Annotated in this window: 17 protein-coding genes; 8 read left to right on the top strand and 9 right to left on the bottom strand. The window is 67.7% G+C overall.

What is annotated here, in order from left to right; genetic code table 11:
* The coding region (locus tag NE2_RS22185; protein ID WP_084494238.1) for an LCP family protein at positions 1-1,505 on the top strand (1,505 nt) is incomplete at its 5' end.
* 98 nt (positions 1,506-1,603) lie between these two features.
* Positions 1,604-2,275, top strand: coding sequence for a phosphate signaling complex protein PhoU (gene phoU / locus NE2_RS22180; protein ID WP_030517454.1), 672 nt, complete (start codon positions 1,604-1,606; stop codon positions 2,273-2,275).
* Between the two features lie 197 nt (positions 2,276-2,472).
* Here phoU and NE2_RS22175 read toward each other — a convergent pair whose 3' ends face one another.
* The 7 genes from NE2_RS22175 to NE2_RS22145 form a co-directional block, all read right to left on the bottom strand.
* A complete protein-coding gene (locus NE2_RS22175) occupies positions 2,473-4,089 on the bottom strand; it encodes an MFS transporter (RefSeq protein ID WP_063909451.1) in 1,617 nt (538 codons plus the stop codon).
* A 280-nt stretch (positions 4,090-4,369) separates the two neighbouring features.
* Positions 4,370-5,146: a phosphate ABC transporter ATP-binding protein PstB gene (gene pstB, locus NE2_RS22170; protein WP_036497807.1), complete on the bottom strand. Its 777-nt coding sequence runs from the start codon at positions 5,144-5,146 to the stop codon at positions 4,370-4,372.
* Between the two features lie 19 nt (positions 5,147-5,165).
* Complete coding sequence (pstA, locus tag NE2_RS22165) at positions 5,166-6,065, bottom strand: phosphate ABC transporter permease PstA (protein ID WP_063029014.1); 900 nt, start codon at positions 6,063-6,065, stop codon at positions 5,166-5,168.
* Entirely contained in the window at positions 6,065-7,036 is a 972-nt protein-coding gene (pstC, locus tag NE2_RS22160) for a phosphate ABC transporter permease subunit PstC (RefSeq protein WP_063029052.1), read from the bottom strand. The genes pstA and pstC overlap by 1 nt, the downstream gene beginning before the upstream one ends.
* A 106-nt stretch (positions 7,037-7,142) precedes the next feature.
* Positions 7,143-8,255, bottom strand: coding sequence for a phosphate ABC transporter substrate-binding protein PstS (gene pstS / locus NE2_RS22155; protein ID WP_063029012.1), 1,113 nt, complete (start codon positions 8,253-8,255; stop codon positions 7,143-7,145).
* A gap of 228 nt (positions 8,256-8,483) precedes the next feature.
* Positions 8,484-9,467 carry a mycothiol synthase gene (mshD, locus tag NE2_RS22150; RefSeq protein WP_063029010.1) on the bottom strand — a complete coding sequence of 328 codons (984 nt, stop codon included), beginning with the start codon at positions 9,465-9,467 and terminating at the stop codon, positions 8,484-8,486.
* 230 nt (positions 9,468-9,697) lie between these two features.
* Positions 9,698-10,471: a winged helix-turn-helix transcriptional regulator gene (locus tag NE2_RS22145; RefSeq protein WP_063029008.1), complete on the bottom strand. Its 774-nt coding sequence runs from the start codon at positions 10,469-10,471 to the stop codon at positions 9,698-9,700.
* A 312-nt stretch (positions 10,472-10,783) separates the two neighbouring features.
* Here NE2_RS22145 and NE2_RS22140 point away from each other — a divergent pair, with 312 nt between their 5' ends.
* The 6 genes from NE2_RS22140 (at position 10,784) to NE2_RS22115 (ending at position 15,022) form a co-directional block, all read left to right on the top strand.
* Entirely contained in the window at positions 10,784-11,590 is an 807-nt protein-coding gene (locus tag NE2_RS22140) for an LmeA family phospholipid-binding protein (protein WP_030517446.1), read from the top strand.
* Positions 11,587-12,033 (top strand): thioredoxin family protein, encoded by a 447-nt coding sequence (locus tag NE2_RS22135; protein ID WP_063018091.1) that lies wholly within the window; start codon positions 11,587-11,589, stop codon positions 12,031-12,033. The genes NE2_RS22140 and NE2_RS22135 overlap by 4 nt, the downstream gene beginning before the upstream one ends.
* 359 nt (positions 12,034-12,392) lie before the next feature.
* Entirely contained in the window at positions 12,393-12,878 is a 486-nt protein-coding gene (locus NE2_RS22130) for a DUF4395 domain-containing protein (RefSeq protein WP_063029006.1), read from the top strand.
* Positions 12,879-12,942: 64 nt separating this feature from the next.
* On the top strand, positions 12,943-13,776 hold the full coding sequence (locus NE2_RS22125; RefSeq protein WP_063018087.1) for a sulfurtransferase: 834 nt from the start codon (positions 12,943-12,945) through the stop codon (positions 13,774-13,776).
* 6 nt (positions 13,777-13,782) lie between these two features.
* The gene (locus tag NE2_RS22120) at positions 13,783-14,088 is read left to right on the top strand and encodes a DUF1416 domain-containing protein (RefSeq protein WP_063018085.1); all 306 of its coding nucleotides are present in this window, start codon (positions 13,783-13,785) and stop codon (positions 14,086-14,088) included.
* 214 nt (positions 14,089-14,302) lie between these two features.
* Positions 14,303-15,022: a heme-binding beta-barrel domain-containing protein gene (locus tag NE2_RS22115; RefSeq protein WP_030517440.1), complete on the top strand. Its 720-nt coding sequence runs from the start codon at positions 14,303-14,305 to the stop codon at positions 15,020-15,022.
* Positions 15,023-15,378: 356 nt separating this feature from the next.
* Here NE2_RS22115 and cydC read toward each other — a convergent pair whose 3' ends face one another.
* Positions 15,379-17,214 carry a thiol reductant ABC exporter subunit CydC gene (gene cydC, locus NE2_RS22110; protein WP_425438032.1) on the bottom strand — a complete coding sequence of 612 codons (1,836 nt, stop codon included), beginning with the start codon at positions 17,212-17,214 and terminating at the stop codon, positions 15,379-15,381.
* Positions 17,215-17,240: 26 nt separating this feature from the next.
* Positions 17,241-19,247 carry a thiol reductant ABC exporter subunit CydD gene (gene cydD, locus NE2_RS22105; RefSeq protein ID WP_063909450.1) on the bottom strand — a complete coding sequence of 669 codons (2,007 nt, stop codon included), beginning with the start codon at positions 19,245-19,247 and terminating at the stop codon, positions 17,241-17,243.
* Between the last annotated feature and the right edge of the window lie 4 nt (positions 19,248-19,251).

The following is a 19,251-nucleotide window of genomic DNA, read 5'->3' as shown; positions in this document are numbered from 1 at the left end:
CGAGCAGGCAGCGCCGGCGGCGGCGCGCTCGGCTCGCGGCCCGGGTGACCACCTCGATGTGTGCGGTGCTGGCCCTCGTCATGACCGGCGTCGGCTGGAACTATCTGCGCGCCACCGACAACGGTTTCACCCAGGTGTCGGCGTTGGACGAGGATTCCACCGACATCGTCGATCCCGGCGGCCAGACCGGTGACGAGAACTTCCTCATCGTGGGCACCGACACCCGCGCCGGCGTGGACAGCCAGCTCGGCGCCGGCACCACCGACGATGCCGAGGGCGCCCGGTCCGACACCGTGATGCTGGTGCACATCCCGGCGAACCGCTCCCGCGTGGTGGCGGTCTCGTTCCCCCGCGACCTCGACGTCAGCCGTCCCGAATGCGAGGGCTGGGACAACGAGAAGGCCAAATACACCGACGCGAAATTCCCCTCCGCGATCGGCGACAAGCTCAACGCCACCTATGCCCTGGGTGGTCCGAAATGCCTGACCAAGGTGATTCAGCGACTGTCCGGCCTGAAGATCAGCCACTTCGTCGGCATCGACTTCAGCGGTTTCCAGTCGATGGTCGACACCATCGGCGGGGTCGAGGTGTGCACCAACCGCCCGCTGGTCGACGAGGAGCTCGGCACGGTGCTGCCGAATCCGGGCCGCCAGATCCTCAACGGCCCGACCGCGCTGGACTACGTCCGCGCTCGCCACGTGCAGGGTGAGGAGCGCAGCGACTACGACCGCATCCACCGCCAGCAGCTGTTCCTGTCCTCGCTGCTGCGCAGTGCCCTGTCGTCGAAGGTGCTCTTCGACATCGGCAAACTCAACGGCTTCATCGGCGCGTTCAGCAGCCATGCCTTCATGGACAACGTCAACACCAAGGATCTGCTGATGCTGGGCCGCTCACTGCAGAAGGTGAGCGCGGGCGCGATCACGTTCCTGACGGTGCCGACCGCGGGCACCACCTCCTACGGCAACGAGATCCCGCGGGAATCGGATATCAAGGCGATCTTCCAGGCGATCATCGACGACCAGCCGCTGCCGGGTGAGAAGAAGGCGCCGGAGCCGTCCAAACCCGCTCAGGCTCCGGCCCCGCCGCAGCTGACCGCCGTGGATCCGAGCACGGTGTCGGTGCAGGTCTCCAACGGTTCCGGACTGACCGGCGTGGCGAGTACGGCGGCGACGAAATTCGCGGCCGACGGCTTCCAGATCTACAACGTCGGCAACTATTCCGGCGGCACGATCGACACCACCACCGTCCGCTATTCGGCCGGTCACGAGGCCGAGGCCGCGACGGTCGCCTCGGCGTTGCCCGGCGCGAAGCTGGCCGTGGCCTCGGGTCTGGGCAGCATCGTGGAGGTGGCGCTCGGCGCGGACTTCGCCGGCACCGTCGGCACGCCGACCGCGTTCGGGTCGCCGGTTCCCGCCCCTGCCGGAGCCACCGATGCCGCCGCGACGCCGGTCACTCTCCCCTCCGACCTGGAACACGTCAACGCGGGCGACGACCTCTGCAAGTGAGCCGCGCTCACCTGCGGCGACATCGCCGATCGCACCGGCACCGACGATTCACCCACCGTTCGTGACTTGGTCAGAGCCGGGAACTAGTCTTTGGTTTCATGCGTGTCATCTACAACGAACAAATGGCCGAACTCGCCGATCTTCTGGGTGAGATGGCCGGACTGGCCGGCTCGGCCATGGAGCGGGCGACCCAGTCGCTGCTGCAGGCCGACATCGTGTTGGCCGAACAGGTGATCACCGAGTACGACCGGATCGCCGAGATGATCGCGCAGGCCGAGGAGAAGGCGTTCGCACTGCTGGCGCTGCAGGCGCCGGTGGCCGGTGACCTGCGGCAGGTGGTGAGCGCCATCCAGATCGTCTCCGATGTGAATCGGATGGGTGTGCTGGCGCTGCACGTGGCCAAGGTGGCCCGGCGCCGGCACCCGAACCACGCGCTCCCGGAATCGGTGAACGGCTACTTCGCCGAGATGGGCCGCATCGCGGTGAATATGGGCGCCGCCGCCAAGGAGGTCCTGGAGACGCGCGATCCGGAGCGGGCCGCGCAGCTCAACGAGGACGACGAGGCGATGGACGATCTGCATCGCCACCTGTTCTCGCTGCTGATGGACCGGGAATGGAAGTACGGCGTGGCCGCCGCCGTCGATGTCACGCTGCTGGGCCGCTACTACGAGCGCTTCGCCGACCACGCGGTCGAGATCGGCCGCCGGGTCGTCTTCCTCGTGACCGGCGTGCTGCCGCCCGACCCGGATGCCGAAACCGAGAAGATCTGAACCGGTTCCGCCTCTCCGGGTCTTTTGCGTGTCGTCGGGTGCGTGTGGGCTTCGGCATCGGGGCGGCGGTCGGGTGAGCGTCGCGTACTGGACGTCCCCGGTGAGTTACCCATGTACTCGCGAAATCAGTTGGCCCGTTGACATACTGTCCGGGCAGAGGCCGCTGCCCGTCCGGCACGCGGACGGGCGGCGAGCTGTTATGTGCCGCTGACGGTTTCGGCCTTCGCCGGGGTGTCCTCCGCGCGGAGGCCCACCGTCACCGGAACTTCCGCCGAGGTTCGGCCCAGCAGTAACGACGCGCCGCGCTCGGGCTTCCACGGCAACAGCACCGCGACGAGCACCGCGCAGACCAGCAGGGCCCCGACCGCCGCCCAGGATGCGGCCGTCGAGCCGGCCAGGGCGGCCACCTTCATGGCATGCACCAGATCGGCTTTCGCACCGGCGAAGAACGGGCTGATCGGCGCCTTGACGATTTCCAGCACGCTGATGGGGGTGTCGCGGGCCAGGCTCTTCTGCGTCGGATTCATGATCGCGTCCGGGATCGCGTCGATGCGGGCCCCGACTCGACCGGTGTAGACCGAGGTCATGATCGAGCCGAGAACGGCGACGCCGAGGGTGCCGCCCACCTCGCGGGTGGTGTCGTTGACCGCCGATCCGGCGCCCGCCTCCTCGATCGGCACGGCGCCCATGATGGATTCGGTGGCCGGTCCCTGCACGACGCCGAAGCCGACACCCATCAGGACCATCGAGACCAGAACCGTTCCCAGATAGGGCGTTTCGACGGTCACCCGGCCCGCGAAGAACATGCCGGCGGCCAGCAGGAGCAGGCCGCACACGACGGTGGCGGTGGTGCCGATGCGCTGCGCGGCCAGCGTCGCCACGGGCGCGCCGAAGCCCACCGCGGCCGCGAAAGGCAGTGAGTGGATGCCGAATTCGAGCGCGCTCAATTCCTTCACACCCTGGAAGTACTGGGTGATCAGGAACAGGAATCCGAAGGCGCAGAAGTAGGAGACGGTGATCGCCAGGGCCGGGATCGAGAAACGCCGGATCCGGAACAGCCGCATGTTCAGCACTGGTGATTCCACCCGCAACTCCCAGATCACATACAGCGCAAGCAGAATCAGCGAGAGCGCGTAGCCGCCGACGCTGCGCCCGGACAGCCAGCCGTGCTTCGGAGCCTCGATGATCGTCCACACCAGCGTCGTGACCGCCACCAGCGAGAGGCCGATACCGAGCACGTCGAGCCGGCCGCTGTGATCGGCCCGCGATTCCGGGACGACGACGAGCACTGCCGCGATCGTGATCGCGGCGATCGGCACATTGATCCAGAACACGGCGTGCCAACTGAAGTATTCGAGCAGCCAGCCGCCGGTCACCGGCCCGATCGCCACCGCGACACCGGCCATGGCGGTCCACAGCGCGATGGCCGCGGCCCGAGCGCGCGTCTCCGGGAACAGGTTGATGATCAGGGCCAGCGTCGCCGGGAACACCGCGGCGGCGAAGACGCCCATGCCGGCCCGCGCGGCGATCACCTGGCCGAGGCCCGAGGACATCGCACCGGCGGCCGACATGACGGCCACACCCGCCAGGCCGATGATCATCAGCCGGCGGCGGCCGTAGCGGTCACCGAGATGGCCGAGCGGCAACAGCAGCCCGGCGAAGGCCAAGGTGAACGCGTCCACGATCCACTGCAGCCCGCTCATCCGGGCCCGCAACTGCACCGCCATCGACGGCAGGGCCACATTGACCAGCGTGTTGTCCAGTACGACCAGCAGTTCGGCCAGACAGATCGCGACCAACGCGAAAATACGCATGCGCGTCGCGATCGGAATCCCCCGCTGGGCTACAGGTCTCGCCGTTGACACCGACATCCCGCCTCCTGACTATAACGATCGGTTTAGTTCAGGAGGAAGATAACTGTTACCACAAGTGTCAGACAACCGACTACGGTATGAGATGAGCGAGCACACATCCCGGCCGACTATGTGATACGCGCCATGCCCACCGCTGCATGCCATGAGAAAACCCCGTCCACCAGGGACGGGGTTTCGAAACGCGGAGGGACTCAGCCCGCGATCAGAAAGTTCGGAGAACCTATCCGAAGCGGCCGGAGATGTAGTCCTCGGTCGCCTTCTGGGTGGGGTTGGAGAAGATCCGCTCGGTCTCGTCGATTTCGATGAGCTTGCCGGGCTTGCCCTGGGCTTCCAGGTTGAAGAACGCCGTCTGGTCACTCACACGCGCGGCCTGCTGCATGTTGTGGGTGACGATGACGATCGTGTACTCCTTCTTCAGCTCGGAGATCAGGTCCTCGATCGCGAGCGTGGAGATGGGGTCCAGCGCCGAACACGGCTCGTCCATCAGCAGCACATCGGGCGAGACCGCGATCGCCCGGGCGATGCACAGACGCTGCTGCTGACCGCCGGACAGGCCACCACCGGGCTTGTCGAGGCGATCCTTCACCTCGTTCCACAGGTTGGCGCCACGCAGCGAGCGCTCGGCGACCTCGTCGAGCTCCTTGCGGTTGCGCACCCCTTGCAGCTTCAGCCCGGCCACCACATTGTCGCGAATCGACATGGTGGGGAACGGGTTCGGCCGCTGGAACACCATGCCGATGGTCCGCCGCACGCCGACCGGGTCGACCGCGGAGCCGTAGATGTCCTCACCGTCGAGCAGCACCGCGCCCTCGACGCGGGCGTTCGGAGTCACCTCGTGCATGCGGTTGAGCGAACGCAGCACCGTCGACTTACCGCAACCGGACGGGCCGATGAAAGCGGTGACGCTGCGCGGCAACACGGTCAGCGACACATCGGATACGGCGTGGAATTTGCCGTAATAGATGTTGAGATCTTTGACGTCGATCCGCTTGGCCATTGTCGTATTCCGTTCGCTTCTATCGATTCCGCGTGAGCAGTTTGTTGACCACGGCCGCGCCGATGTACAGCAGGGCGATGATCAGGATCAGCGTCAGCGACGCGCCCCACACTCGCATCCGGCCGGCCGCTTCCGGGTTGGCCAGTTCCTGGTAGATCATCAGCGGCAGCGACGCCATATTTCCGTTGAAGATGTTGGAGTTGATCGACTTCGAGTAGCCGACGAGGACCAGCACCGGCGCGGTCTCACCCATGACGCGGGCGACCGCCAGCAACATACCGCTGATCATGCCGGGCAGAGCGGTCGGCACGACGATCCGCAGGATCGTCTTCCATTTCGGGATGCCCAGTGCGTAGGAGGCCTCGCGTAATTCGTCGGGCACGAGTTTGAGCATTTCCTCGGTACTGCGCACCACCACCGGCAACATCAGGAGCACCAGTGCCAGCGACACCGCGAAGGCCGACTGCGGGAAACCGAAGGTGGCGATCCACAGCGCGAAGACGAACAGCGCGGCCACGATCGAGGGCACACCGGCGAGGATGTCGACCATGAAGGTGGTCGTCTTCGCCAGCCAGCCACGGCCGTATTCGACCAGATACACGGCGGCCATGATGCCCAGCGGCACCGCGATCACCGCGGCCACCGCGGATTGCACGATCGTCCCGTAGATCGCGTGGTACACACCGCCCGCGAACTGGTCGGGCAGCACGCCCTTCTGCGACTTGGACCACCAGCCACTGCTGACGATCGCGTGGAAACCCTTGCTCAGCACCAGGATCAGCACCCAGCACAGCGGGACCAGCGCGATGCCGAAGCACAGCCACATGACCGAGGTGGCGAGGTTGTTGCGGACCTTTCGGCCCATGCTCACGTGGCGGAACGTGGGCGCCTTGATCGGCTTGTCCAGTGTGGTGGTCATCACCCGTTCACCTTCCCGCCGGCGGCGATCCGAGCCAGGGCATTGACGACAAAGGTCAACGCGAACAGTACGAAGCCCGCCGCGATATAGGCGCCGGTCGGCAGCGCCTGGCTGAATTCCGAAGCCGCCGAGGCGATCTTGGAGGCGAAGGTGTAGCCACCGTCGAACAGCGACCAGTGGCCGGCCGAGGCGGCGGTGCGCAGCACGATCAGCACCGCGATGGTTTCACCCAGCGCGCGGCCGAGCCCCAGCATGGAACCGGCGATCACACCGCTGCGGCCGTACGGCAGCACGGTCATCCGCACCACCTCCCACTTGGTGGCACCCAGAGCCTGCGCGGCCTCGATGTGCGCGCGGGGAGTCAGGTGGAAGACCTCGCGGCTGACCGAGGTGATGATCGGCAGGATCATCACCGCGAGCACGACACCGGCGGTGAAGATCGTGCCACCGCCGCTGATGGAGACGTTGCCTTCCTTGAACAGGAAGAACCAGCCCAATTTGTCGTTGAGGAATTGTTCGAAGGGCGCCAGCTTCTGGGCCAGCACCAGGAAACCCCACAGACCGAACACGATCGAAGGCACCGCCGCGAGCAGATCGACCAGCATCGCGAACGGACGCGAGAGGACCTTCGGCGCGTACTGCGTCAGGAACAACGCGATACCGACGCCGAGCGGCACGGCGATCAGCAATGCCAGCAGCGAACTCAGCACCGTGACCATGAACAGGTCGCGAATGCCGAAGTGCATGTTGTCGGCATTGGTGACGTTGAACTCGGCACTGGTGAAGAAGTTCGCCTTGTTCGCCGCTACCGACGGCACCGCGCGAATCAGCAGAAACAGCGCGATGAGCGCGATCGCCGCGACGATCGTCGCCCCGGCGGCCGTGGCCAGGGAACGGAAAACGGTCTCCCCCCGGCGGCTGTGGCCGCCGGTGATGCGACCGGCCGGCTTGTTGCTCGACTCACTCGGCATGGAGGAAGTATCTCCCGGCGGGACTTCGGTGCCCGTCCGCGGGCCGGTCGAATCCGACTGGCCCGCGGCGGTGACTTCGTCGTGGACGGTCATCAGGGTTTCGCAATCAGGAGATGGCGTTGATCGCGGTGGTCAGCTTGGTCTTGAACGCATCCGGGATCGGCACGTAGCCGGAGTCCTCGAGTCCGTTCTGACCGTTGGTGATCGCCGAGGTCAGGAACGCCTTGACGGCTTTGCCGGTGTCGGCGTCGGCGTACTTCGAGCACACGATCTCGTAGGTGGCCAGCATGATCGGGTAGGCGCCCGGATCGGTCGGCTTGTAGAACGAGTTGGTGTCGATGATCAGGTCGTTGCCCTGACCGACGATCTTCGCGGCGGCGATGGCCTTACCGGCCGACTCGGTGTTGAGCGCCACCGGCTTCACGGCGGCATCGGTGATGATCTGCGCGGTGGACAGGTTCTGCGACCGCGCGAAGGACCACTCGTTGTACGTGATGGAGCCCTTGGTGCTCTTGATGGCGGCCGAGGTGCCCTCGTTGCCCTTCGCACCCTCGCCGACACCGCCGGCGAACGCCTTGCCCGCGCCCTTGCCCCACGCGCCGTTGGAGGCGGCGTCCAGGTAGCGCTGGAAGTTGTCGGTGGTGCCCGACTCGTCACTGCGGAAGATCACGTGGATCTCGTCCGACGGCAGGTTCACGCCCTGGTTCAGGCCCTTGATCGCCGGGTCGTCCCACTTGGTGATGGTGCCGTTGAAGATCTTCGCCGCCGTCGGGCCGTCGAGGGTCAGGTTGGTGACACCGTCGAGGTTGTAGGTGATGGCGATCGGACCGAAGACCGTCGGCAGGTTCCAAGCCGGTGCGCCACAACGATCGGCGGCCCTCTTCGGCTCGTCTTTCTTCGGGTCCAGAGCGGAGTCCGAACCACCGAAATCGGTCTGGCCGCCGACGAACTCGTTCACGCCGGCGCCGGAGCCGCTGGAGGTGTAGTCCAGCTTGGCGCCGTCGCAGTTCTGCTCGTAGGCGGCGATGAAGCGGTCCATCGCGTTCTTCTGAGCGGAGGATCCGCTGGCCTTGAGAGCCTTCTTTCCACCGCAGGCCACATCGACCTTGGTGGTGTTACCGGTCGCGGCCGAGTTGTCGTCGCTACCACAGGCAGTCAGTGTCAGAGTGCCGGCAGCCGCCAGCACACCGAGGAGAGCGCCGCTGCGCTTGAAATTCACCTGTTCCTCCGGGAAACGCTTCGTACACGCCCGATCCCTCAACGACCGGACGGGTCCTGTGGGTGGCCGTTCGCAGAGAACTTGCGCACCGAGCAGCGAATGCCGCCCACGATCAAAGTAGATTCGTCCGGTTGACAGTGGGACCTGGGCAAGTGAACGCAGAGTGAACAACCCGGCGCGATTGCGGTTCGAACCTGTGAGATTTGCCGCAGTGTTACTGCGAGGGTATCAACGCGCGGTGTAGGCGGCGTCGATATGGGCCGTTTCGAACCCGAGACGAGTGTAGGTGTGCACAGCCGCGGTGTTGTCGGCCTCGGTATAGAGGATCACCGCGCCGAGTCCCCGATCGCGCAGGTAGTGCAGGCCGGCGAGGGTCAGCACGCGTCCTAGTCCGCGGCCCTGCGCAGCCGGGTCGATGGCCACCACGTAGACCTCGCCGACCGCGTCCGAGGTCTCGTCCGGCTCGTGCACCTTGGTCCAGTGAAAACCCAGGATATGGCTGGGATCCGCGGGATCGGCGGCGATGAACAGGCCCTTCGGGTCGAACCAGGGCGCCGCCCGCCGGACCGCGATCTCGGCCTCGGTCCAGCCGCCCTGTTCGGGATGCCAGTGGAAGGCGGCGTTGTTGACCCGCAGGATCTCCGCGTCGTCGGCGGGCCCGGCATAGGTCCGCAGCACGATGTCGGCAGGTACCTCCAGCTCGGGTAGCTCTACGGTTGCCTGATCGCCCTCCGGGGCCTGTGTCAGGGGCCGCCGCATCTGCCACAACTCGCGTGCGATCGTCAGCCCGAGCCGGCCGGCGACCGCCCGCGCCGGCGCCAGATTGCCGTGCGCCCAGATCCGCGCACCCGGACCACCCGCTTGCAGGGCCGCCGCGACGAGCGTCGCGCCGATACCGCGCCCGCGCGCCCGCGGATCCACCACGGCCTCGGCCATCGCCGGGTGATCACCGTGTGCCGGAACGAGATTCGCGTACGCGACGAGTTCGCCGTCACGCTCGACGACCAGATGCCGCGTCCGGCCGGTCGCCGCATCGGCATCGGCATCGCCTTGCGCGGCCGACGCGGATGCGGTCACCGAGAGCACCGCCTGTTCGGAAATCGGCGCGACCGCGTCGGCGGCACCCGCGCGTTCCACCAGCTCCACGATCTGCGCCGCGGTCGCTGGGGCCAATTCGGTGGTCCAGTCCGGCACCTGCACGCTCACACCCATCCCTCGCTCATTCGTTCACGTCCGCCGACAACCGGCACTTGCGGCAATCGGCCCCTCCCAGAACCTGCTCGGCTACCGCCCTGATTCCCGCCCGCGGCGGCCGGCTGTCTCAGCGGCCGGTTTCGTTTCGGCGCAACCGTTTTCGCGGGCCGATCGTTCGTGCCGCGGCCAACCACACCGGCATCCCGCTCGTCCATCGCATCCCGGCCCGCTCAGGCCCGTCACCGACCTCAGGACGGGCTGCCGTTGACCTGCGTCAGCTGCGAGTCGTCGGCGCCGTCGTCGCCCTCGTCCGGGAGGCCGGCCGCCGGCTCGCCGCCCTTGTTGTTGGCCGAGCGCGCCGGGCGAACCGCCTTGTAACCGACGTTTCGGACGGTGCCGATCAGGGATTCGTACTCGCTGCCGAGTTTGGCTCGCAACCGCCGAACATGGACGTCGACCGTGCGAGTGCCGCCGAAGAAGTCGTAACCCCAGACCTCCTGCAGCAACTGAGCGCGGGTGAAGACCCGGCCGGCGTGCTGGGCGAGATATTTCAGCAGCTCGAATTCCTTGTAGGTCAGATCGAGCGGGCGGCCGCGCAACCGCGCGGTGTAGGTGCCCTCGTCGATGACCAGTTCGCCGAGCGTGATCTTGCCGGTGTTCTCCGGGCTGGCCGCGCCGCCGTTGCGGGCGACCAGCAGGCGCAGCCGGGCATCGAGTTCGGCCGGGCCGGTTCCCGGCAGCAGGATGTCGTCCAGTCCCCAATCGGCATTGACCGCGACCAGACCGCCCTCGGTCAGCACCGCCACCACCGGCACCGAGGAGCCGGTGCTGCCGAGCAGTCTGCACAGTCCGCGCGCGGCGGCCAGATCGGTGCGGGCATCGACCAGAGCCACATCCGCGGTACCCGCCTCGAGCAGCGATGCCACCTCGGTGGGCGCGGGCCGCACATTGTGCGGGAGCAGCGCCAGGGACGGCAGCACAGCTTCCGGGTTCGGATCGGAGGTCAGCAGGAGCAGCTCCACCGGCTCTCCTCCCAATCTGGCATGTCCGCGGGCAACCTCGACGTCAATCGCGAATCCATGCGCGTCGGCACAGGTAATTCGTGCCTACATTAGCGCGTGCGGGGCGCCGATCATGTATTGCGCACTCCGCCGCACCCGCGCGGAGACCAGCGGTGATGGCCGCCGCCGCGCCCACGCCCGCGCGCCCGCGTAGTCCGGGCAGATATCTTCGTACCGGGTAGCCTCTCCTCGAGACGCCCACGCCTCGTACCCCTCCGCGCGCGACCGCAGTGTTCCGCGCGCGCACGGACGGCCTGAACTCGGAGCTTGTGGATGAGAAAACTGATCGTCGGGCTGCTGCTGGTGGTCGCGATCGCCGTAGTGGTCGATTTCACTGCGGCGGCCTACTCGGAGTACCGGGTATCGCGGTCGCTGCGCGCCGGCGGTGAACTCAGCGCCGACCCCGAAGTGACCATTCACGGCTTCCCGTTCCTGGCCCAGACCGCACGCGGCGACTACCGCAACCTCGAGATCCGGGCGCGCGCCAACCGCCCCGACATTCCCGGCGAGATCCTGGTCGAAGCCACCCTGAACGGTGTCCATCTGTCGATGCACGATCTGGTGGACAACGACATGCGCTCGGTGATGGTCGACCAGGTGGCAGGCCGGATGCGGATCGAACCGGTCGAGCTGGGGCGGCTGTTCAACATTCCGGACCTCGAGGTGGTCACCCGCCCGGCCGACAAATCCGACGGCACCGGTGGTTCCGGCGGCTCGGGCATGACCACCCAGGGCGCCCTGGTCCTCACCGGCACCATCCAGCTCGGCCCGGAGACCCGCAGTACCGACCGGGTGAGCGTGAAGGCCGATCTGTTCCTCGACGGAGATCAGATCAAACTGGTCGCCACCGACCTCTATCACGGCGGCGTCGACACCACCGCGCCCACCACCACCGCCGCGGAACTGGGTCCCGACCTGGACAAGGCCGCGGTACTGGCCCGCTTCACCCGCACCATCGACACCAAGGATCTGCCGTTCGGGGTGCCCCCGAAGAAGGTGCAGGCCATCGGCGGCAATATCGTGGTGGAGGGGGAAGGGGAGAATATTCGCATTGATATGGACAGGTTTGCCCGACCATGATTGAACTCACGATTCTGGCCGTCGTCCTGCTGGCCGGGGTGGCCGCGGGTATCGCCCTGCGCTACCGCGAGGGCCGCGTCCGGACGGCCAAGACCACCGAGATCGCGGGTTCGCGCACCGAACTGCTCAGCGCCGTCGGTGTCACCGAGGCGGTGCCGACCGTCCTGCACTTCTCCGCCGAATGGTGCGGTCCGTGCGCAGCGGTCCGGCGGGTGGTGGCCGGGGTCGTCGCCGATCTGGCCGATACCGTGCAGCCGCCCCGCGACGTCGAGGTCGATATCGACGCCGAGGCCGACCTGGCGCGCGAGCTCAATGTCCTGTCGCTGCCGACCACGTTCGTCTTCGACGCCCACGGGCGCGAGCGGTTCCGGATCTCCGGTGTGCCCAAGGCCACCGACCTGCGTAGCGCACTGGCTCCGCTGACGGTTCCCGAAGCGGCCTGAACTTCCTGCTCACACGGGCTTTTCGGCCGTTGCTCGAACCGCCTCCCGCGCCGTCTGTGCGCCCGGCGCCCGCCCGAGTTTCGTACCCCGGGTCCAATTCCCTCCCGAAACCGGGTAAGCTGCTTGGCGTGCAAACCCGCCGAGAGCTGATGCTCACCCGACGCCGCACAGTCGATCTGTGCCGCCTCGGCGGTTGTTGCTGCCTGTGCATGTAGCCGGTCGGCCTTTCGTATCCCCTGCCGCCGACCGGTTTCTCCACCGCGTGTGAGATCTCGTCGATCCCCCGGTGATCCGACCTATCTGACGGATAACCCGCAACCGGATAAGCCAGATAAGCCTTCTTCAGCGCAGGAGTTCCCGTGCCTCAGAACACCAACTCACCCACCGGTCAGGTGGACGTCCGCGGACCGCGGTTCGCGGCGTGGATCACCACCGGTGTCCTCGTGCTGGTCCTGATCGTCTCCGCCTTCTCGACCGCCGCCGCCGCGGTGCTGATCGCCCTGCAAGCGATCGTGTTCGCCCTCGGCGCGCTGTACGGTCCGCGGCGCAGCCCCTACGGCTGGGTCTTCGCCACCTTCGTCGCGCCCCGCATCGGCCCGGCGACCGAAACCGAGCCGGTGCCGCCGCTGCGGTTCGCACAGCTGGTCGGTTTCGTCTTCGCGATCGTCGGTTTCATCGGCTTCGCGGCCGGGGCCGGCGTGGTGGGCGCGATCTTCACCGCCTTCGCACTGTTCGCGGCGTTCCTCAACGCGGCGTTCGGAATCTGCTTGGGCTGCAAGATCTATCCGCTGACCCAGCGGCTCGGCGCGCGCACCCCGGTCACGACGAGCAACTCGGCGAACTGACCGCCCCCACGAACCACAACTCATCTCTCCACATACCCCGGCAAGTCACATCGAAAGGAACAACATGGCTCGCTCCGATGTCCTGGTCTCCGCAGACTGGGTCGAAGAGAACCTCAACACCCCCGGCGTCGTGATCGTCGAGGTCGACGAGGACACCTCCGCCTACGACACGGGCCACATCGAGGGTGCCGTCAAGATCGACTGGAAGAAGGATCTGCAGGATCCGGTTCGGCGTGACTTCGTCAACCGGGAGCAGTTCTCGGATCTGCTGTCGGCCCGCGGTATCGGCAACGACGACACCGTCGTTCTCTACGGTGGCAACAACAACTGGTTCGCGGCCTACGCGTACTGGTACTTCAAGCTCTACGGCCACCAGAACGTGAAGCTGCTCGACGGCGGCCGCAAGAAGTGGGAGCTCGACGCCCGCCCGCTGTCGACCGATGCGGTGACCCGTCCGGCGACCACCTACAAGGCCTCCGAGCAGGACCTGTCGATCCGCGCCTTCCGCGACGACGCCATCCAGGCCATCGGCGTCAAGAACCTCGTCGACGTGCGTTCGCCCGACGAGTTCTCCGGCAAGATTCTCGCTCCCGCGCACCTGCCGCAGGAGCAGAGCCAGCGTCCCGGCCACATCCCCGGCGCCATCAACGTGCCGTGGAGCAAGGCCGCGAACGAGGACGGCACTTTCAAGTCCGACGAGGAACTGGCTTCCATCTACAAGGAAGCGGGCCTCGACGGCGAGAAGGAGACCATCGCCTACTGCCGCATCGGTGAGCGCTCGTCGCACACCTGGTTCGTGCTGCAGGAGCTGCTGGGCCACAAGAACGTCAAGAACTACGACGGGAGCTGGACCGAATACGGCTCCCTCGTCGGTGCACCGATCGAGTTGGGAGCGTAAATAGATATGTGTGCAGCACCTACCCAGGGTCAGGCCCTTCCGGCCAACGTCGACACCGAGAAGGAGACCGTCCTCACCGGACGCGTCCTCGATGCGGACGGTAACCCGGTAGGCGGCGCCTTCGTCCGCCTGCTGGACTCGAGCGACGAGTTCACCGCCGAGGTCGTGGCCTCCGGCACCGGTGATTTCCGCTTCTTCGCCGCGCCCGGCACCTGGACCATCCGGGCCCTGTCGTCGGCCGGCAACGGATCGGCCAAGGTCAGCCCCGAAGGGGCGGGCGTCCACAACATCGACGTGAGCGTCGCCAAGTAATACCGACGCCGAGCGTCGACGGCACGCGCCGAAAACTGCGCTCATCGCACGCGAACGGCCCCGGGATTCGTTTTCCCGGGGCCGTTTTCGTCTTCGCCGAGCGGGTCGTTAAACTCCGATATGTGGTCTTAACCTTCGAGATTCTGCTGGTCATCTGCTCCGTGCTGATCGCCTGGTTCGGGCTGTACGTCCTCTACCGGCTCTTCACCGAGTCGTGACCGATTCGGCGAGCGAGAACGTCGAAAACGCAGCGACCAACGGTCACGCCTCACAGGCGCATGCCGAGGGGCGCGAGAGCGATGACGCGGCTCGCCGCAGTGGCGACGAGGCGGTAGCCGAGGCTGCCGAGCGCGCCAAATCCACCGGCGGCCGCAACATTCCGCAGCTGCCGGGTCTGCCGCTGCCCGAGGACACCGCGAATCTGCGGCTGGGTCCCGATCTGAGTGCCTCCATGCTCGCGCTGCTGCCGCTGGTGGGCGTCTGGCGCGGTGAGGGCGAGGGCAACGATCCCGAGCGCGGCGGCGACTACCACTTCGGCCAGCAGATCATCGTCTCCCACGACGGTGGCGACTATCTGTCCTGGGATTCTCGTTCCTGGGTCATCGACGCCGAAGGCAACTATTCCGGCCCCGATCTGCGCGAGAGCGGCTTCTGGCGGGTCGGCATCGACGGCGACGACGAGGTCATCGAACTCCTGCTGACCCACAGTTCCGGCATCGTCGAACTCTTCTACGGCCAGGCCCTCACCCAGTCGTCCTGGGAACTGGCCACCGACGTCGTGATCCGCAGCCAGTCCGGCGCGGTGGTCGGCGGCGCCAAACGCCTCTACGGCATCGTCGAAGGCGGCGACCTCGGCTACGTCGAGGAACGTGTGGAAGCCGACGGCGCCCTGAAACCCCGCCTCTCCGCCCGCCTCCAGCGCTACATCGGCTGAGCCGAGCCCGGGCAACGTCGGCCCTGATCTCAGGCGGAAAGAGCACGGCCCCCGAGCCTTACCGCGGAGATCTGATCTCTCGCGGTCCCGGTCGGACAAACCGGGGGCTCGGGGGCCGGGTGACTGCCTTGGATTAGTTCAGCGCTCGCGCGGGGACCGAATCCACTGCAGCGGGCCGCGGTACGGGGACCGCGGCTGTGGCGCTCAACCGGCAGCCACCTCACGCGTCCTCTGAATATCCATTCTTCGAACCACCTCCTTTCCCGTGTACAGACGAAACTACCGGCCGCGGCCGAGGAGCTGCAACGGATTTTTCGCAGAGCCGAATTCCGGTGCCGACCTGGGTTTTCGCCGGATCAGACGGCGACGCGGCGAGTGATCGATATCTCGCCGCCGGGTGCGACCGTGACCACGGTGTCGGCGCGGTGATCGGCGGGCAGCTGGTGGGTCACGGTGACCACCGTGCGGTCCGGGTCGACGAGACCGCTGGTTTCGTCGAGCAGCGCGCGCAGCAGTTCGGCGCCCGCCGCCGCCTCCATATGTTCGGTGGGTTCGTCCAGGAGCAGGGTGTCGGCGGGGGCGACGAGAGCGCGCGCCAGCAGCAGACGCCGGCGTTGCCCGCCCGAGAGTGCGGCCGCGCCGCCGACCAGATCCGTTTCCAGCCCCTCCGGCAGAGTATCGAGCCACGGCCCGGAACCGACCGCGCGCAGGGCGCTTTCGGCCTCCGCATCGGTCACGTCGCCGCGGGCCACCCGGAGGTTCTCCACGACCGAGGTGCCGAATACGTGGGCGTCCTCGGCGAAGAAGGTGCGGCCGGGGCGCGGGGTGCCGAACAGTCCGGCCCAGCTCATCAGCAGCGTGGTCTTACCCGCCCCGCTCGGGCCCACCACCGCGATCCGGCGGCCCGGCGGAAGGTCGGGCAACGCGTGAATCAGGCGGGCACGCAGGTCGCCGCTGTCGGCCGGCACGACACGGTTGTCCGGATCGCCGGCCAGCGACGGCGGCTCGACCGGGTCGAGGGCACGGATGCGGCGCAGGGCGGCGCGACCCTTGGTGAGGGCCTGCGCCGCCGCGGGCAGCACCCCCACGGCCTCGAACGCCGACAACGGCAGCAGCACCAGGATCGCGAAGGCCATCGGGCTGATCCCACCGGCCGGTGCGGGCTGCAACGGCTCGGCCGGCGCGCCGAAGCCGTTGCCGTACAACATGATTCCGATCAGCAGGGCGCCCAGAACGCTGGCACCGATCGACAGCGGAGTCGCCGCGGCCGCCCACGCGCTGCGCGAGGCCGCCCGGTCCTCGGCACGCACCGCGCGCTCGGCGGCCGTCGCGGCGGCCGTCATCGCCGTGTCGAGCCGACCGGCGACCCGCAGTTCGGGAGCGTGATCGAGCACCGTCACGGCCGCGGCCCGGAATTCGGCACGATCGGATTGCACCGCCAGTTCGGCATCGCGCGCCGCGCGCGCGGACAGCCAGGGCGCGAACCCCCCGGAGACCAGCAGAGCCACGACCAGAATCACCCCGGCAGGCACGGAAATGGTGGCGAGCAGGGCTACGGCGGCGAGGGAGAGCAGGATCGCGACCGCGATGGGGACGACCGCGCGCACGATCACGGCGCCCAGGTCATCGATATCCGCGCCGATCCGGGTGAGCAGATCGCCCCGGCGCAGCAGCGCGGTCTCCCGCTCGGCGCCGCTGCCCGAGTCCGACCGACCGACTTCCGGCCGACGCAGGCCGGTAGACCGACGCTGTTCGGCTCGACCGGCGTCGCGCGGGCCGGCGAATCCCGACCGTGACGACTCGGGTGACGAACCGGCACCGCCGAGAGCGTTGCCGGCGCCGCGTTCCACCGAACCGGTGACGTCGCCCTCGGTCCGGCCGACGCGTCGCAGGGACCGGATATCGGTGCGCGCCAATGCCGTATACACCGCCGTGCGGGCGGTCGTCATGGCGCGCAGCGCGACGTCGTGGGTCGCCAACCGCTCGATATAGCGGAACAGTCCGCGCGAGATGCCCAGCGCCCGGACGGCGACCACCGCGACGCTCAGGTCCAGCACCGGCGGCATCTGCCATGCCCGTGCGATCAACCACGCCGCCAGCGCAGCCAACCCCAGCCCACTGCCGAGCGCGACGGTCCCCCAGCAGATCGATACGACCACGCGCCACGGCGAGATCTCCGAAACTCGCCGCAGCTCACGCAGTTCGGCCCACAGGGATTTCACGGCGTCCACCCCCTGGTCATCGCCCGGCCGACTGCGATCGGCACTACAGGCGTGCCCGATGCGCGCGCATCGCCACGCCGCACCTCGTCCGCCCCCTCCACCTCCGCAGGGGCGGCGGGCTCCAACCCATCCGATTCGAGGCCGGCCGACTCTCGTTGCGCGGCATGATCTTCCGCCGGTTCCGAGTCCGGCCGCGCGTGTACTTCGATGATGTGATCGGCGATGGCGAGCACGGTGGGGCGATGCGCCACCACGACGACCGTCGCGCCCGCGCGGGCCCGTTCGGTCAGGGCGGCGAGAACCGTCGCCTCACTGTGTTCGTCGAGATGGGCGGTGGGTTCGTCGAAGAGCAGAATCGGGCGGTCGGCGGCCAGGACGCGAACCAATGCCAGGCGTTGGCGCTGGCCGAGGGACAGACCGAGGCCGCCGGGACCCACCACGGTGTCCCACCCGTCCGGAAGTTCGTTGAGTACTGTGTCGAAACCCGTTGCCGAACAAGCATTGTCGACGACCACGGCACGGCGGGCCCTATCACCGCGCCCGCCGTCACCAGCTTGCGCACCGAAGAGTTCGAGGTTCTCTCGCAAGGTGCCGGGCAGCAACACCGGACGCTGCGGCAACCAGGCGATATGCGACCACCACCCGTCCGGGTCGAGTTCGCCGACCGGACGCCCACCCGCCAGAACCGCACCCCGCTCCGGCGCCATCAGACCCAATATCACTTGCAGGGCAGTCGATTTCCCGCTTCCGTTGGGTCCGATGAGGGCGGTCACCGCTCCCGGTCGCAGCACACCCGACAATCCGGCGGGTGCGTACCCGTCCCGCGCGCGCACCCACACGTCACGCAGCTCGATGTCCGCGGTCCCTGGTTCGACCGTGGCCGGGACTCGCGCCGCGGGCGGCTCGCCGGATCGCCGGGCACTGCGGACATCTGCTCGCCGAGGTTCGGTGGGCGCGTTGGCCTCCACCGAGACATCCCGCGCACCGGTGACGCCCGCGGACAGGTCCCGCTCCGTCCGGTCCGGCTCCAATATCGCGAAAGCCCGTTCGGCAGCGGCCATTCCGTCCTGCGCCGCATGGAATCTCTCCCCCACCGCACGCAGCGGCAGATAGACCTCCGGGGCGAGGATCAGGCCCAGCAGACCGGCGTACAGGCCCATATGCCCGAAGACCAGCCGCATGCCGATCGACACGGCGACCAGTGCCACGCACAGGGTTGCCAGCATCTCCAGCACCATCGACGACAGGAACGCCATCCGCAGGGTCGCCATGGTCCGCTTGTGCAGCGCCTCGCCGAGCTCGCGCACCCGATGCCGCATGGTCGGCGCATCGTCCTCGGCCGCACCGGTTTCCCGGCCGAGCGCCCGCAGCGTCGGCATGCCGGCGAACAGGTCGAGCATCTGATCCGACAGCCGGGTGGTGGCGGCCAGGGCGTCGGCGGCACGGCCCTGGGTCATCAGCCCGATCAGGATCATGAAGATCGGGATCAGCGGCAGCGTCACCAGGATGATGATCGCCGCGGTGAGATCGTGCACCGCGATCACGGCCAGCACGACGGGCGGTACCAGAACCGCGAGCAGCAACGCGGGCAGATATCCGGTGAGATAGGCGCGCAATCCGCCCAGTCCGTCGCCGACCACCACCGCCAGTTCGGTTCGCCGCCGATCCAGCTCCCGCGGCGGCAGGGCGGCTCCCGCGGCCAGGACGGAATTCTCCAACTCCGCGACCACCTGTGCGCCGGCTCGATGCGCCAGCCGCGACTGCCACCAGCTCGCCACCGTCCGCACCGCGATCGCCGCCGCCAGAATCGCCAGCTCGGCGGTCCACGCGCCGATTGTGCGCTGCCCGGGATCGGTGATCACGCCCGCCGCGATCCGGGCCAGCATCAGCGCCGCGACCACGATGCCCGCCGTGATCACCAGCGACAGTCCCACGCTGATGATCAGATATCGGCGGGCCGAACGGGCGTGGCGCCACAGCCGGGGATCGACGGGACGGGCCATCGTG

The organism is Nocardia elegans NBRC 108235 (genome assembly GCF_001612845.1).
GTDB lineage: Bacteria > Actinomycetota > Actinomycetes > Mycobacteriales > Mycobacteriaceae > Nocardia > Nocardia nova.
This window is presented reverse-complemented; position numbering and strand designations above follow the sequence as displayed.

Bases quoted from the DNA above. Each gene is read 5' to 3' on its own strand.
- cydD (WP_063909450.1), bottom strand. From the start codon at position 19,247: ATGGCCCGTCCCGTCGATCCCCGGCTGTGGCGCCACGCCCGTTCGGCC.
- NE2_RS22175 (WP_063909451.1), bottom strand. From the start codon at position 4,089: ATGCGTATTTTCGCGTTGGTCGCGATCTGTCTGGCCGAACTGCTGGTC.
- pstC (WP_063029052.1), bottom strand. From the start codon at position 7,036: ATGCCGAGTGAGTCGAGCAACAAGCCGGCCGGTCGCATCACCGGCGGC.
- NE2_RS22135 (WP_063018091.1), top strand. From the start codon at position 11,587: ATGATTGAACTCACGATTCTGGCCGTCGTCCTGCTGGCCGGGGTGGCC.
- pstA (WP_063029014.1), bottom strand. From the start codon at position 6,065: ATGACCACCACACTGGACAAGCCGATCAAGGCGCCCACGTTCCGCCAC.
- NE2_RS22120 (WP_063018085.1), top strand. From the start codon at position 13,783: ATGTGTGCAGCACCTACCCAGGGTCAGGCCCTTCCGGCCAACGTCGAC.
- NE2_RS22140 (WP_030517446.1), top strand. From the start codon at position 10,784: ATGAGAAAACTGATCGTCGGGCTGCTGCTGGTGGTCGCGATCGCCGTA.
- NE2_RS22125 (WP_063018087.1), top strand. From the start codon at position 12,943: ATGGCTCGCTCCGATGTCCTGGTCTCCGCAGACTGGGTCGAAGAGAAC.
- mshD (WP_063029010.1), bottom strand. From the start codon at position 9,467: ATGGGTGTGAGCGTGCAGGTGCCGGACTGGACCACCGAATTGGCCCCA.
- phoU (WP_030517454.1), top strand. From the start codon at position 1,604: ATGCGTGTCATCTACAACGAACAAATGGCCGAACTCGCCGATCTTCTG.
- pstB (WP_036497807.1), bottom strand. From the start codon at position 5,146: ATGGCCAAGCGGATCGACGTCAAAGATCTCAACATCTATTACGGCAAA.